The sequence below is a fragment of the Hyphococcus sp. D3-15 genome, assembly GCF_055809375.1.
In genome coordinates this window covers 3141710-3154665 of record NZ_CM147910.1, presented here as the reverse complement: position 1 = coordinate 3154665, position 12956 = coordinate 3141710, and the positions used below count along the sequence as shown (strand labels likewise).

Genomic DNA, 12956 nt, shown 5'->3' with positions numbered 1-12956 from the left:
AACCGATCAGCGGCATGCAAGAAAAATTTCGGCATCATCAGCGTCAAATATATGTATCGGTCATGTTGTGAAAAAGTTTGGATAGAGCTTGCACTGACAAAAACACAACCTCTACATTGCGCAGTGGCGATTTGACATCAAATACGCCCGTACGCCAATTTGGGTTGCGTAACGCATCACCCGACTGATCAATTAAGCACGATGTAATCAATGCTTAAGCTTGTATGCGGAGTGCCGAAATCGATCCAGACGCACCCCGTATTTTGGATATTGGGCGAATAATATCAACCACTGATTTTTTTGCTGCGGCGCTTTGTGGCTGCGTGTTGTCTTGGAAACGGCACTAAGCACATTTCCTTATGCTTGCGATTTGTATTCAGCGGCTTTTTTACTGACCGAAATGGCATGCTATCTATTTGAGCAGATACATGTAGCGCTTATGCGTCATCCAAAGTCCAAAGTCGCCATGCTCCATATTTTCGATAATCATTGTCGCATTTTTTCCGAGAATTGGATGTTCACGTAAGCTAGGAAAGGCAATGAAATCCCAAGGCGACAATAGGATTGCCTCATCGCGGCCCAGCTCTTCGGACGTAAAATCACAGCGGCATTTTGTAAGCCCACGCAAATCGAAATATAATGAAGCATCTCGATCAATTAATGGGAATTCGTAAGAGGGCTCAAATTGGGCCGCCAAGCCGTCACTTGCGAGTTGATGATGCTCTGCAATGCGTAGCTCGATATCAAGCAAACTTCGCACGCGCCTGCCGTTTCGTGCGAGTTTCGTGACCGGCGCCAAACTCTGCATCACATTGCGCCAGTCTTCATGCCTATGAAAACCAATGATTTCTGGGGAGTCCGTTTTGGGTTGCACTAAGAGTGCGGCTGCACCCTTTTTGCCGAAGAAGTCGTCACCAGGAAATAGTATGGTTTTGTCCGGCGGCGGATTACCAAGGGGGCTGCGAAAGCAAATCACTTGGGCCGGTCGAATATCAAATCGCGTTATATACTGATACATGCCGGGCTCAACCAGCATTTCGGGATCGTTGCGAAGAAGGTGCGCAAGGCGCCGCCGCAAAGCGAGGTAATCTTCACATATATTTAGCACAAAATCACGGGTTTGACCGCGGGCCTTAATAGCCTCAAAAAATTGAGCCTCGAAAGCTACATCGGCGTCGAGCTCGTCGGTTGAGCTTGCGCCCCAAATGTTTTGGCACGCTTCTTCAACACGCTCCCATGCTTCAAGGCTACGTGACACCTTGCCGTCAAATCCCTCAGCCTGAAAGTGCTCAAGCAGTTTAATGAGGCGCGAGGAGGGGTTTCCGCGCGCGATTTCGAGAGGGCTCGGCTCCCTTTGGTAATTCGCACGTCGGCACATTAAGGATGCTGTCAGAAGAGAGAAAACGAACCGTAGATCCATGATCATTTGGTCTTGAGGGCCGGGACGCATAACCTTGATACCGTAAATCGCGCATACTGCTTCGATTGAACGAGTAATCTCAGCAGTACGTATAGCGTGTGGTGTTGCGCTCCAGATCGCTTTCGAAAGAGACGGTTCGAAAACCGATTGTGTTACAGCTATCTGGGCGTAAAACGCCAAAGCTTCTAATTGTGCGGGACCCCCGACAAAGATTTTGCGATTATCGAGAGCGGCGTAAATATGGTCGCCATCAAAAAAGCTGCGTCGACGCTTCAGTTGGCTGGCATATTCAATAAGACGGTCTGAGGGGGCCGCCGCACCGAGTCGACGTACACGGATCGGATCAGCGTAAAGAGTTAGCGGAAAAGCAACGTTTGGCCCAACATCACTCATCATTCCTCTAAGGTTATCGAAGCTGCAATACGCTTCAAGATAGCTCCGAAACTGACTCGCTCCATAATTTGTTAAAACAAAGTCTAGAAAGTGGCGCTGCTCATGCCATTGCATAGAGCATAAGAAGCCGACACGCTTTTTGTCGTCATCCTCAACGCGACTAAATAAGCCATCAAATTCAGCACTACTAAGTTCGAATTGTCTAGTCAGGAGCTGATAATCTGGTGCGTTGGCATCGATGGTCGCAAACGCGGATTGCGCGGCGGCAAGCTGTCCGTAATCCCATCGTACAGTGAGTGATGCCGGATCAAGAAGCGCGAAGGCAGGCATGATGCGCGCTATTCGATAGGTTTATGGGTTTTGCCGTCGCGCACCTGCATAGAATTTGATTGTGCCTTCAGTTTTAGGATTTCGCGAAGCAATGCCGCTGAAGCGGCGCCAGCCTTGAGGCACAATACCGCTATCTTTAGGCCAACGATGATTTCTGCACCGGTTAGTTCGCTTGGGCCAAGCTCGTAGGCTTCTGGTTCGCCGAGCTCAGCTTCTTTGTGCTTCTCCAAAAGCGCGCGGATTTTCGCTAAATCTTCTTCTGTACCCACAATGTCGAAAAACTGTTCTTCTGCGGCCATTGTCGCCCCCTCACAAATAAGGATCTCGATTAAAGTACAATGTAGAGCATTAGACGATAAAAGAATGGCGGCTTTAGTGAGAAATGCAAGTAAAAAGGCGCTGGCGGGCAGGTTCTTTGAATATAAATTCTGCGAGGCCGCTCTCATTTAAACCATTATCTAATTGGGAGGTTGCCTTCCGCTCGAGAACGCAGCCGGATCTCCGCCTATTTCATCAAATTGCATAGCCTTGCACGACGCTGTGCAGAATGGCCGCTATTCCAACTTCTCAAGCCTCCTTCGATCCGCAATGCTCCCTGTCAGGACGAACTAGTCAGAGAGGCTGGAGATGCGCGAGGCGGAGCAAAGGAACGAAACGGAGGCGAGACGGGGCGCCATGCTGCGCACCGCCTTTTGCGCCGTCATTCGGGACGCGCTCGCCGATCCGGAGACGACCGAGGTGATGGCCAATCCGGACGGGTCGGTCTGGATCGAGAGAGCGGGCCAGGAGATTGCCGTTTCACAAGTCCGTCTTGGAAACGCCGACCGGGAGCGGATCATCCGCCTGGTCGCGTCGGGGGCGGGAGAAGCCTTCAGCTGCTCCTCACCGATCGTCTCCGCTGAACTTCCCGGCGGCGGCGAACGGTTTGAAGGACTTCTCCCGCCAGTTTCGGCGGCGCCGTGTTTTTCCATCAGGAAACCCGCGATCACGCCGTTCAGTCTTGGGGACTATGTGTTGGCAGGCGCGCTTTCACTCGATCTGTGCGAGGCGCTGCGGGAGGCGGTGGAGGCGCGCGAGAATATTCTGGTCGCCGGGGGAACATCCTCGGGCAAGACCACTTTCGCGAACGCGATCCTGAAGGAAGCGGCCTTCGAGACGTCGCGTCTTGTCATTCTCGAAGACACCCGCGAGCTGCAATGTTCGGCCCCCAATCTGGTGCAGCTGAGAACGCGGCGTGATCATGTCAGCTTGCAGCAGCTTGTTCGATCGACCCTGCGCCTGAGGCCTGACCGGATTATTGTCGGCGAGGTGCGGGGCGGCGAAGCGCTCGATCTGTTGAAGGCGTGGAGCACCGGTCATCCGGGCGGGATCACGACCCTGCATGCGAATTCCGCGCGGAGCGCGCTCGCCCGGCTTGAGCAATTGACGCTTGAGGCGACACGCCATGCGCCATGCGCGCTCATTGCGGATGCTGTCGACGTGGTGGTCTTCATGAGCCGCGTCGGCGGCGCGCGCCGGGTCGAAGACGCGTTGCGGGTCACCGGTCACGGGGCCGACGGCTATGTCGCCGAACCGCTCATTCAACCCGTTCTTTCCCTCGTCAGCCAAGGAGACGCGTCATGACCCATGACCACAAGCAGACCGCAAAGCGAAACATGAAAACTGCGGCGTGCATCGCCATTGCAATGGTTCTCGCCGGCCCGGCCGATGCGGCGGGTTCGGGCATGCCCTGGGAAGCCCCTCTTGATCAGATCCTGTCCTCGATTGAAGGCCCGGTCGCGCGCATTGTGGCGGTGATCATCATCACCATCACCGGCCTGACGCTGGCGTTCGGGGAATCGTCGGGCGGTTTGCGCAAGCTGATCCAGATCGTGTTCGGTCTTTCCATCGCCTTTGCGGCGACGAGTTTCTTCCTGACCTTCTTTTCCTTTGGCGGCGGGGCGCTCGTCTAATGGCGGAAGGTTTCGAAATCCCTGTCCATCGCTCGCTCGCCGAGCCGATCCTGATGGCGGGCGCGCCGCGCGGGGCGGCCATCGCCATCGGCACGCTCGCCGCAGCGCTCGCGCTGGGACTGCGCCTGTGGCTGCCGGGGCTTGCGCTGTGGGCATTCGGGCACACGGCGGCTGTGCTGATGGCGAAAAGCGATCCGGATTTTATGGGTGTTGCGTTGCGCTCTGTGCGGCACAGGGAGCATCTTTCATGCTGAACCTCAAAGAATATGCCGAAACGCCGCGGCTGCTCGCCGATTATCTTCCCTGGGGCTGCATGCCGGCCCAGGGGGTGGTCCTCAACAAGGATGGGAGCTTCCAGACGACGTTTCGCTATCGCGGGCCTGATCTTGAAAGTTCGACGCAAGACCAGCTCGTTGCGGTGACGGCGAAGGTCAACAATGTGTTGCGCCGCTTCGGCTCCGGCTGGGCGCTGTTTTTTGAAGCGGTGCGCGAAGAGGCGCGCGACTATCCGATGAGCGACTTTTCCGACGCCGCCTCCTGGCTGGTTGATATGGAGCGCGCCTTGCAGGCGGACGAAGCCGGCGCGCGCTATGAAAGCAATTATTATCTGACGCTGCTCTGGCTGCCGCCGGCTGATGCGGCGGCGAGTGCTGAAAAGGCGCTGATCCAACGTCCGCATGCGGAGGAGTCCGCGACATGGCGGCGCCGGCTGGAGGGTTTCCAGCAACAGGCCGGGCGTGTCTTTGACCTTCTTTCGACCTGTCTCGACGACATCGTGCGCCTTTCGGATGATGAGACGCTGAGCTATCTGCACGCCTGCATCTCGACGAAGCGTCATCCAGTGTGCGCGCCGGAGCTGCCGGTGTTTCTGGACGCGATCCTCGCGGATGAGCCTTTTGCGGGCGGTCTCGAACCGATGATCGGCGACGCGCATTTAAGGACGCTGACCATTTTGGGGTTTCCGGCGTCGACGCTGCCGGGGATTCTGGATGAGTTGAACCGGCAGGACTTTTCCTACCGCTGGGCGACGCGTTTCATCGCCATGGACAAGGCGGATGCGGAAAAAGTACTGAGGCGCAAGCGCCGTCACTGGTTCGCCAAACGCAAATCCATTGGGGCGGTGTTGCGCGAGACCATGTTCAACGAACCATCGGCGCTGCTCGATACGGACGCCGACAACAAGGCCGCCGACGCGGACGCGGCCTTGCAGGAGCTGGGCGGCGATCTTGTTTCCTATGGATATGTCACCACAACCATTAGCGTGGCGGATGAAGACCGGCGCGTCGCGGATGAACATATCCGTATCGCGGAGCGCATCATCAACGGGCGGGGGTTCACGGTGATCCGCGAGACGCTGAACGCCGTCGACGCCTGGCTCGGAAGCCTGCCCGGCCATGTCTACGCCAATATGCGCCAGCCGATTTTGCACACGCTGAACCTTGCGCATATGGTTCCCTTATCGGCGGTCTGGGCGGGCGAAGCTGAAAATCGTCATCTCAATGCGCCGGCGCTGATCCAGGCGCAGACCGAAGGCGCGACGCCGTTCAGGTTCAATCTGCATGTGGGCGATGTAGGCCATACGCTCGTCGTCGGCCCGACGGGGGCCGGCAAGTCGGTGCTCCTGTCGCTGATGGCGATGCAATGGAAGCGCTATGAGCGCGCGCAGATCTTCATTTTCGACAAGGGCCGCTCGGCGCGTGCGGCGACGCTGGCTATGGGCGGCGCCTATATTGATTTCGGCGGTTCGGCGCGCCCGAGCCTGCAGCCGCTCAAAGACATCGACGTGGAGAGAGGCGCGGGATTTGCGGCGGATTGGCTCGCCGGGCTGTGCGCCGGGGAGGGCTTGCGGGTGACGCCTGATCTGAAGGCGAATTTGTGGGAGGCGGTCCGCGCGCTCAGCTCCGCGCCGCCGTGCGAGCGTACCCTGACGGGACTTTCGCTGATGGCGCAGGATGAAGAGGTCAAGGCGGCGCTGCAGCCTTTCACGCTGGAAGGCCCCCATGGGCGGCTGCTTGACGGCGATCATGACAGCCTAGCGCTCGCCGACATGGTGTGTTTCGAGATGGAGGCGCTGATGCAAAGCCGCGGCGCGGTCGCCCCGGTCATCACCTATCTCTTCCATCGTCTTGAAGTGCGATTTGACGGCCGGCCGACGCTGCTCATTCTCGACGAGGCCTGGCTGTTTCTTGGCGACCCGATATTTGCGGCGCGCCTTCGCGAATGGCTGAAGGTGCTGCGCAAGAAGAACGTGTGCGTGGTCTTTGCGACCCAGTCTCTCGCAGACATTGCAGACAGCACGATTGCGCCGGCGCTGGTCGAGTCCTGTATGACGCGGATATTCCTGCCCAATGAGCGCGCCCGGGAGCCGCAATCGAGCGAGATCTATCAACGCTTCGGTCTCAATGACCGTCAGATTGAATTGATTTCGAGGGCGTCGCCGAAGCGCGATTATTACTATCAGTCGCCGCTGGGCCGCCGAGTATTCGAACTTTCGCTCGGGCCCATCGCGCTCGCCTTTTGCGGCGCCGGCTCTGCTGCGGACCAAAGGCGTCTCGACCGGGTGTGGGCGGAAACCGAAGGAGAGGGGTTCGCTGAGGCCTGGTTGCGCGATCAGGGCCTCGTCTGGGCTGCGGACCTGCTTGGCCGCTGGCCGGGCGCGTCCTCGCCGCAAGCCGACACTCTTTCTCACGCCGTCGCCGCCGAATAGGAGCCTGATCCATGAAACGCATCCTTGCCAGCATCATTTTCTGCGCCGCGCCGCTGAGCATCGCGACGGCGTCGCCCGCCTCGGCGCAGTTTTTCGGCGGCGTTGTTTATGATCCCACAAACCATGCGCAGAATGTGTTGCAGGCGGCGCGCGCGCTTCAGCAGGTTGAGCAGCAGGCCCGCCAGCTCGCCCATGAAATTGCGATGCTGGAGGACATGGCCCGCAACCTTGAGGGTCTGCCCGTCAATGTCGCCGACGCGATCATCTTTGAGCGGATCAATCGCCTTTCCGCGCTGATGGAAGCGGCGCAGGGCATTGGCTACCAGGTGGACGGGATCGAAGCGGCCTATGATGAGGCTTATCCGGAAAGCTATGGGGACGCGCCGCCGTCGCAGGCGGTGCTGACGGCGGATGCGCGGGCGCGCTGGCGCCACTCGCGTTTGGCCTGGCGCGATGCGTTGATGACCCTGGCCGCTGCGCTTGATGACAATGAGATGGATGCGGCCGCAATTACCGGTCTCATCGATCGCAGCCAGAGCGCGGCTGGCGCGCTGCAGGCGGCGCAGGCGGGCAATCAGATCGAGGCGCTGCAAACCCAGCAGCTGATGCAGATGGAAGCGATGCTGGCGGCTCAATATCGCGCCGAGGCGCTTGATCGGGCGCGCGTGCTTGCAGAAGAAACGCGCGCCCGGGCGCGGACCAAGACATTTCTGGAGAACTGACCGGCGATGGATGTGATCGATGAGATTCCTGGCGACATTCATCGCCTATATCGACTCCGGCTTCGGCCTCGTCGCGGATGATGTGGCGTATCTCTCCTCCACGCTGATCGTGATCGACATCACGCTGGCGGGGCTGTTCTGGGCGTTGTCGCAAAACGCCGATGTGATCGCCGGGCTTTTGAAGAAGGTGCTTTATGTGGGCTTTTTCGCCTTCGTGATCGGCAATTTCTCATGGCTTGCGGCGATCATTTTCAACAGTTTTGCGCAGCTCGGGATCACCGCGGGCGGCGGGACAATGACGGCGGAGGATCTGCTGCGTCCCGGCTTCATCGCTGGCGTCGGTCTTGATGCGGCGAAGCCCCTGCTGGAAGAGATCGGCGACATGACCGGTCCCGTCGCCTTTTTCCAGAATTTCGTGATGATCGCGGTGATGTTCATCGCCTGGGGCGTCATCATGATCGCTTTCTTCGTCCTCGCGATCCAGCTCTTCATCACCATTCTTGAGTTTAAGCTGACGACGCTGGCGGGCTTCGTGCTTGTGCCTTTCGCGTTGTGGAACAAAACCGCGTTTCTTGCCGAGCGCGTGCTCGGCAATGTCATCAGTTCCGGCGTTAAACTGATGGTGATGGCGGTGATCATCGGCATCGGCTCGACGCTCTTCGCCTCGGTCACCGATGCATTCACGACCGGCGATGACGTCACCCTGGCGCAGGTGATGGGAACGGTGTTGGCGGCGCTGGTTTTCTTCTGGATGGGGATTTTTGCGCCGGGGGTTGCGTCGGGTCTCATCAGCGGCGCGCCGCAACTCGGCGCAGGCTCAGCAGCCGGCGCAGCGGCGGGTGTAATGGCGGGGACATACCTTGCCGGCATGGGCGCAAGGGCCGCTATCGGTGCGGCGGCGGGCGGCGCATCGAACGCCGTCAAGGCCGGCGCTTCCATGGCGGGGGCGGCGCGCAGCTCCTATGCGCTCGGTTCGGTCGCCGCCGGAGCAACTGGCGCCGGCGCGGTGGCGGCTGGTCTCGCGGGGGTCGCCCGGGCGGGCGGCGATGCGATCTCGCCGGACCGCATCACGCCCCGCGGAAGCGATCCGGCAAGCCTATGCAAGCGGCAGCGCGGGCGCATGGAGCGTTGCCGGCGGCGCCTCTCCTGGCGCTTCAGCGTCGACACAATCAGCAATGTCGCAGAGCCCCGCTTCTTCTGAGGCCTGGGCGCGGCGGATGCAGGCGAGGCGAGGCGTCAGCGAAGCCGGCCAGATGGCGGCGCACAGTCTGCGCGATGGCGATCGCGGATCGGGCGGCGCGGCGCCGAACCTTCAGGATAAGGACGACTAGACAATGTTCTTCAAGCGATCATCCGCGAGCTATGGGCAAAGTCCGTTCCCGGAGACGCCTTACCAGAAGGCCGGGCAGGTCTGGGACGAGCGGATCGGATCGGCGCGGGCGCAAGCGGAAAACTGGCGGCTGATGGCGCTTGGCTGTCTGGCATTGAGTTTCGCGACGTCGGGCGCGCTTGTGTGGCGCTCGATGCGGTCGGTGGTGACGCCTTATGTGGTTGAGGTGGATGAGACGGGCGCTGCGCGGGCGGTTGCGCCGGCGCTTGAGCGTTATAGCCCGAGCGACGCGCAGATCGCCCATCATCTGGCTAATTTCATCGAGCATGTGCGCGGACTTTCCGTCGATCCGGTGGTTGTGCGCAAGAACTGGCTCGCCGCTTATGATTTCGTAACCGATCGCGGCGCGATGACGCTCAACGATTATGCGCAGGCCAATGATCCTTTTGCGGATGTCGGCCGCAAATCCCGCACGGTGGATATTGTCAACGTGGTGCGCGTTTCCGACGACAGTTTCCAGGCCCGCTGGATCGAGAAAACTTATGAGAACGGCGCGTTGACGACGTCGGAGCGGTTCACCGGGCTGTTCACCATCGTCACCCAGCCGCCGCGAGACGCGGCGACGCTGCGCGCCAATCCTCTCGGCCTTTATGTCCATGAGCTCCATTGGGGCCAGGACCTTGTCACAGGAGAATGATCCCATGTTGCGTTTCCTGCTCGCTGCTTCTGCGCTTGCCCTGACAGCCTCATGCGCCTCGCGCCCGGATGGCGAAGCGATTGATCGCGTCGGATTTGTCGGCGCGGTCCCGTTTGAGGAAACACTCGACCGGCCCTTGAAGATTGTGGAAACAGCGACGCCCCTGCCGCTGCCAGGGCAGCTGAAGCGGATCGAATCCGCATCCCCCAAACCGGAAATCCCGCCGGAGGAGGCGATCAGGGAAGGCCGCGCGCATGCGCTGATAGAGCCTTCCGTCGACGGCTATGTGAATGCGATTCAGGTCTATCCGTACACGGAAGGCGCGCTCTACCGGCTCTATGGGAGCCCCGGCCAGGTGAGCGATGTGGCGCTGCAGCCTGGTGAGGAGCTGGTCTCGGTATCCGCCGGCGATACGGTGCGCTGGGTGGTCGGCGATACAGTTTCGGGTTCGGGGCTGACCGCGCGGGCGCATGTGCTGGTCAAACCGATCAGCGCCGGCGTCCGCACCAATTTAATGATCGCCACTGACCGGCGGACCTATCATCTGGAGCTTGAGAGCGTCGATAGCGGTTACATGGCGGCGTTGTCCTGGCGCTATCCGGTTGACGAGCTGGCCGGGTTTGCGCTGCGCAATGAACTTGCCGCCGCCCGCGAAGCCGCGACAGTGGAGCGCGGTTTCGCGCTTGACGGCCTCAATTTCGACTATCGCATGACTGGCGATGATCCTGACTGGAAACCGTTGCGGGTATTCGATGACGGGCGGCAGGTGTTCATCCAGATGCCGGCGACGATCGCTGCGACCGAGACGCCGCCGCTGTTCGTGCTCAACGACAGGGGCGACGGCGAACTCGTCAATTATCGCATGCGCGGCGACTATTATGTGGTCGACCGGCTGTTCCGCGCGGCGGAGCTGCGCCTCGGCGGAAAACGTCAGACGGTGGTGCGGATCATGCGCAAGGGGCGCCGCCCGAGCGCCGCCGCCGGATCGGGAGGCTAGAGAGATGGCCGATCCGGTTCCTTTCGATGAACATTCAAAGCGGCTGAAGATCCGCGTCGGGCCAAGGCAGGTCACCCGCATCAACCGAAAGGCCTTGATGGCGGGGGCCGGGATTGGCGCGCTGGCGCTGTTTGCTGCTGCGGGCTTTGCGCTCAAACCGCCAAAAGCTGTCGATCCGGCTGACGGCCGCAACCTTTACAACACGACCAACAAGCGCAGGCCCGAGGGCCTCGCCTCGCTGCCGGCGAAATACTCAGATCTTCCGAAACAGGAAACGGCGCTGCGCCTTGGACCGCCGCTGGCGGGGGATCTCGGCGGAACCATTCTCCGGGCTGAACGCGAGCTTGGGATCGAACCGGAAACTGCGGCGCGGGTCGGCCAGGAATTCCGGCCCAATCCGGCGGATGAGGCGGCGCGCGCGCGGCGCATGCGCGAGGCGGCGCTCAAGGAGGAAGCCGCCCGCGCGCCGGTGTTCTTCCCGCTGCAATCGCAAGCCCGCGCCGCAGCGCCAGGCGGCGTCACAAGCGCCGACCGCGATATGGGCTCGGATTTGTTTGCGCTCGCGGGCCGTCCCCAAAGCATGCCGTCAACATCCGGACGAATGCCGGATGCGGATCTGCAAAGCCGCAAACTCGGCTTTGCGCGCGATCATACCGGCGGCGACATCTATAATGACCATGGCGTTGAAGAGCCGGCCTCCATCTATCAAGTGATGGCGGGGTCGATCATTCCGGCTGCGCTGGTGACGGGGATCAACAGCGATCTTCCCGGAACGATCATCGCGCAAGTGACCCAGCCCGTATATGATACGGTAAGCGGCCGATATCTCCTGATCCCGCAGGGCGCGCGCCTGCTGGGCCGCTATCAGTCGGAAGTCTCTTTCGGACAGGACCGGGCGCTGGTGATCTGGGACCGGATCATCTTTCCGGATGGATCGTCGATCGTGATCTCGGCGCCCGGCGCGGATGCGCAGGGCTATTCGGGTCTCGCCGATCGTACGGATCATCATTGGGGGCGCGTCATCGCCGCCGCCGGCATGGCGACGATCCTCGGCGTCGGCGCTGAATTCGGCGCCGACGGGGACGGCGACATCGAACGCGCGATCAGGCGCGGGGCGAGCGACACGGTGAACCAGGCCGGTCAGCGCATCGTCGAGCGGAACTTAAGCATTCAGCCGACCATTCGTGTGCGCCCGGGCTGGCCGGTGCGCGTGATCGTTACGCGCGATCTCGTTCTCCGGCCGCAAATACAGGGAGATTAAAAGATGTCAGATCCTCCTCAGGACCTTGCCATGACGCGTCTGCCCGACGGCCGGAGCATTCTCCTGGCGCGGCGCCGGGCCAGGCCGCTTGGCGAGTACGGGCTCTATTGGCTTTTAACCGTCCATGTCATTGCCTGGTGTGCGGCGCTCCACGTCATGATTGAGATTGCGTCGGTATTGCCGGTCCTCGCCGGCATGGCGATCCTGTCCGCCTTCGCCTTTGCGAGCGTGAAGGGCGCGATTCACATCTGGCGTTGGGCGCGCACGCCGCCGCATGAGCATTTCAAATGCGACATTGTCGCGATCGGTCTTCCTGACGAAATTCTGGCGTTTATGGTTGTGGCCCCGTTTGAGGAGGCGCTCGACTATATAAGGGAAAGGAAGGTTCACTGATGTCGCTTCGTCTCGGAAGACTCCCCGACCGCACGCTGGTGAAAATGAGCATCAGCCTTGATCCTGATCTTGCGGCGGCGCTGACTGACTATGCAGATCTCTATCGCCAAACCTATGGCGACGACCAAAAGCCGGAGGCGTTGGTTCCGGCCATGCTCGAGCAGTTTCTCGGCGGGGACGCCGGGTTCAAACGGGCCCGTAAGGTCCTTTACGCCAACGCCAGCAAAGGAGATTGACCCATGGCGCAGATCGGCAGTTTTACACGAAAGGATGGAAAATATACCGGAACCATCCGTACCATGACGATTAATGTGAAAGCGCAACTGGTTCCCAGCAAGGACAAGGGCGGCGACGACGCGCCGGATTTTCGGCTTTATGCCGGCGGGGCGGAACTCGGCGCCGCCTGGCGCCAGAACACCAGGGACGGGGAACGGCCGTATCTTTCGGTCAAACTTGACGATCCGAGTTTCGCGGCGCCTATGCGTGCGGCCTTCTTTGAAAATCATGAGACCCGAACCGGGATTATGGTCTGGAGCCGGTCAAAGAAAGGCTGATCTGCGGACGCTTTTGTCGTTGCGGCATGGACGCCGCACAACAACCTGCCGAGTCTAGCAAGTGACTCGGAGCGCCTCGATAGGTCAGGCCTAAAGTGGTTGCTCCGAGATAATGGTCCGATGATTCTGTTAGTTTCGGCCTTGAATGAAGCGCTTGGGGATGGTGGTCCGGGTTCAGCGTTATATTCCGACTGCTGATT

General features: G+C 60.2%; 13 protein-coding genes and 1 pseudogene. 12 read left to right on the top strand and 2 right to left on the bottom strand.

The window, feature by feature from the left end; translation table 11 throughout:
- Positions 1–412 precede the first annotated feature (412 nt).
- Positions 413–2143, bottom strand: coding sequence for a hypothetical protein (locus AC0L8G_RS15505; RefSeq protein WP_473385075.1), 1731 nt, complete (start codon positions 2141–2143; stop codon positions 413–415).
- 8 nt (positions 2144–2151) lie between these two features.
- Complete coding sequence (locus AC0L8G_RS15500; protein WP_473385074.1) at positions 2152–2442, bottom strand: hypothetical protein; 291 nt, start codon at positions 2440–2442, stop codon at positions 2152–2154.
- Positions 2443–2818: 376 nt separating this feature from the next.
- Here AC0L8G_RS15500 and trbB point away from each other — a divergent pair, with 376 nt between their 5' ends.
- The 12 genes and pseudogenes from trbB (at position 2819) to AC0L8G_RS15440 (ending at position 12756) form a co-directional block, all read left to right on the top strand.
- Positions 2819–3766 (top strand): P-type conjugative transfer ATPase TrbB, encoded by a 948-nt coding sequence (gene trbB, locus AC0L8G_RS15495; RefSeq protein ID WP_473385073.1) that lies wholly within the window; start codon positions 2819–2821, stop codon positions 3764–3766.
- Entirely contained in the window at positions 3763–4095 is a 333-nt protein-coding gene (locus AC0L8G_RS15490) for a TrbC/VirB2 family type IV secretion system protein (RefSeq protein WP_473385072.1), read from the top strand. Before trbB ends, AC0L8G_RS15490 begins: the two co-directional genes overlap by 4 nt.
- The gene (locus AC0L8G_RS15485) at positions 4095–4349 is read left to right on the top strand and encodes a VirB3 family type IV secretion system protein (protein ID WP_473385071.1); all 255 of its coding nucleotides are present in this window, start codon (positions 4095–4097) and stop codon (positions 4347–4349) included. Before AC0L8G_RS15490 ends, AC0L8G_RS15485 begins: the two co-directional genes overlap by 1 nt.
- Complete coding sequence (gene trbE / locus AC0L8G_RS15480) at positions 4343–6802, top strand: conjugal transfer protein TrbE (protein ID WP_473385070.1); 2460 nt, start codon at positions 4343–4345, stop codon at positions 6800–6802. The genes AC0L8G_RS15485 and trbE overlap by 7 nt, the downstream gene beginning before the upstream one ends.
- Before the next feature lie 11 nt (positions 6803–6813).
- On the top strand, positions 6814–7524 hold the full coding sequence (trbJ, locus tag AC0L8G_RS15475) for a P-type conjugative transfer protein TrbJ (RefSeq protein WP_473385069.1): 711 nt from the start codon (positions 6814–6816) through the stop codon (positions 7522–7524).
- A gap of 6 nt (positions 7525–7530) precedes the next feature.
- Positions 7531–8855: pseudogene (trbL, locus tag AC0L8G_RS15470) on the top strand (P-type conjugative transfer protein TrbL).
- 3 nt (positions 8856–8858) lie between these two features.
- On the top strand, positions 8859–9551 hold the full coding sequence (trbF, locus tag AC0L8G_RS15465; protein WP_473385068.1) for a conjugal transfer protein TrbF: 693 nt from the start codon (positions 8859–8861) through the stop codon (positions 9549–9551).
- Between the two features lie 4 nt (positions 9552–9555).
- Complete coding sequence (trbG, locus tag AC0L8G_RS15460) at positions 9556–10548, top strand: P-type conjugative transfer protein TrbG (protein WP_473385067.1); 993 nt, start codon at positions 9556–9558, stop codon at positions 10546–10548.
- 4 nt (positions 10549–10552) lie between these two features.
- Positions 10553–11809: a TraB/TrbI/VirB10 family type IV secretion system protein gene (locus AC0L8G_RS15455; protein ID WP_473385066.1), complete on the top strand. Its 1257-nt coding sequence runs from the start codon at positions 10553–10555 to the stop codon at positions 11807–11809.
- 3 nt (positions 11810–11812) lie between these two features.
- Positions 11813–12202 carry a hypothetical protein gene (locus AC0L8G_RS15450; protein WP_473385065.1) on the top strand — a complete coding sequence of 130 codons (390 nt, stop codon included), beginning with the start codon at positions 11813–11815 and terminating at the stop codon, positions 12200–12202.
- Positions 12202–12438 (top strand): DUF2274 domain-containing protein, encoded by a 237-nt coding sequence (locus tag AC0L8G_RS15445; protein WP_473385064.1) that lies wholly within the window; start codon positions 12202–12204, stop codon positions 12436–12438. The genes AC0L8G_RS15450 and AC0L8G_RS15445 overlap by 1 nt, the downstream gene beginning before the upstream one ends.
- 3 nt (positions 12439–12441) lie before the next feature.
- Positions 12442–12756, top strand: coding sequence for a DUF736 domain-containing protein (locus tag AC0L8G_RS15440; RefSeq protein ID WP_473385063.1), 315 nt, complete (start codon positions 12442–12444; stop codon positions 12754–12756).
- Positions 12757–12956: the final 200 nt, after the last annotated feature.

Excerpts from the sequence above, each read along its gene's own strand:
- AC0L8G_RS15505 (WP_473385075.1), bottom strand. The coding sequence starts at position 2,143 with ATGCCTGCCTTCGCGCTTCTTGATCCGGCATCACTCACTGTACGATGG.
- AC0L8G_RS15455 (WP_473385066.1), top strand. The coding sequence starts at position 10,553 with ATGGCCGATCCGGTTCCTTTCGATGAACATTCAAAGCGGCTGAAGATC.
- trbG (WP_473385067.1), top strand. The coding sequence starts at position 9,556 with ATGTTGCGTTTCCTGCTCGCTGCTTCTGCGCTTGCCCTGACAGCCTCA.
- AC0L8G_RS15490 (WP_473385072.1), top strand. The coding sequence starts at position 3,763 with ATGACCCATGACCACAAGCAGACCGCAAAGCGAAACATGAAAACTGCG.
- trbF (WP_473385068.1), top strand. The coding sequence starts at position 8,859 with ATGTTCTTCAAGCGATCATCCGCGAGCTATGGGCAAAGTCCGTTCCCG.
- AC0L8G_RS15440 (WP_473385063.1), top strand. The coding sequence starts at position 12,442 with ATGGCGCAGATCGGCAGTTTTACACGAAAGGATGGAAAATATACCGGA.
- trbB (WP_473385073.1), top strand. The coding sequence starts at position 2,819 with ATGCTGCGCACCGCCTTTTGCGCCGTCATTCGGGACGCGCTCGCCGAT.
- AC0L8G_RS15445 (WP_473385064.1), top strand. The coding sequence starts at position 12,202 with ATGTCGCTTCGTCTCGGAAGACTCCCCGACCGCACGCTGGTGAAAATG.
- trbE (WP_473385070.1), top strand. The coding sequence starts at position 4,343 with ATGCTGAACCTCAAAGAATATGCCGAAACGCCGCGGCTGCTCGCCGAT.
- AC0L8G_RS15450 (WP_473385065.1), top strand. The coding sequence starts at position 11,813 with ATGTCAGATCCTCCTCAGGACCTTGCCATGACGCGTCTGCCCGACGGC.
- AC0L8G_RS15485 (WP_473385071.1), top strand. The coding sequence starts at position 4,095 with ATGGCGGAAGGTTTCGAAATCCCTGTCCATCGCTCGCTCGCCGAGCCG.
- AC0L8G_RS15500 (WP_473385074.1), bottom strand. The coding sequence starts at position 2,442 with ATGGCCGCAGAAGAACAGTTTTTCGACATTGTGGGTACAGAAGAAGAT.
- trbJ (WP_473385069.1), top strand. The coding sequence starts at position 6,814 with ATGAAACGCATCCTTGCCAGCATCATTTTCTGCGCCGCGCCGCTGAGC.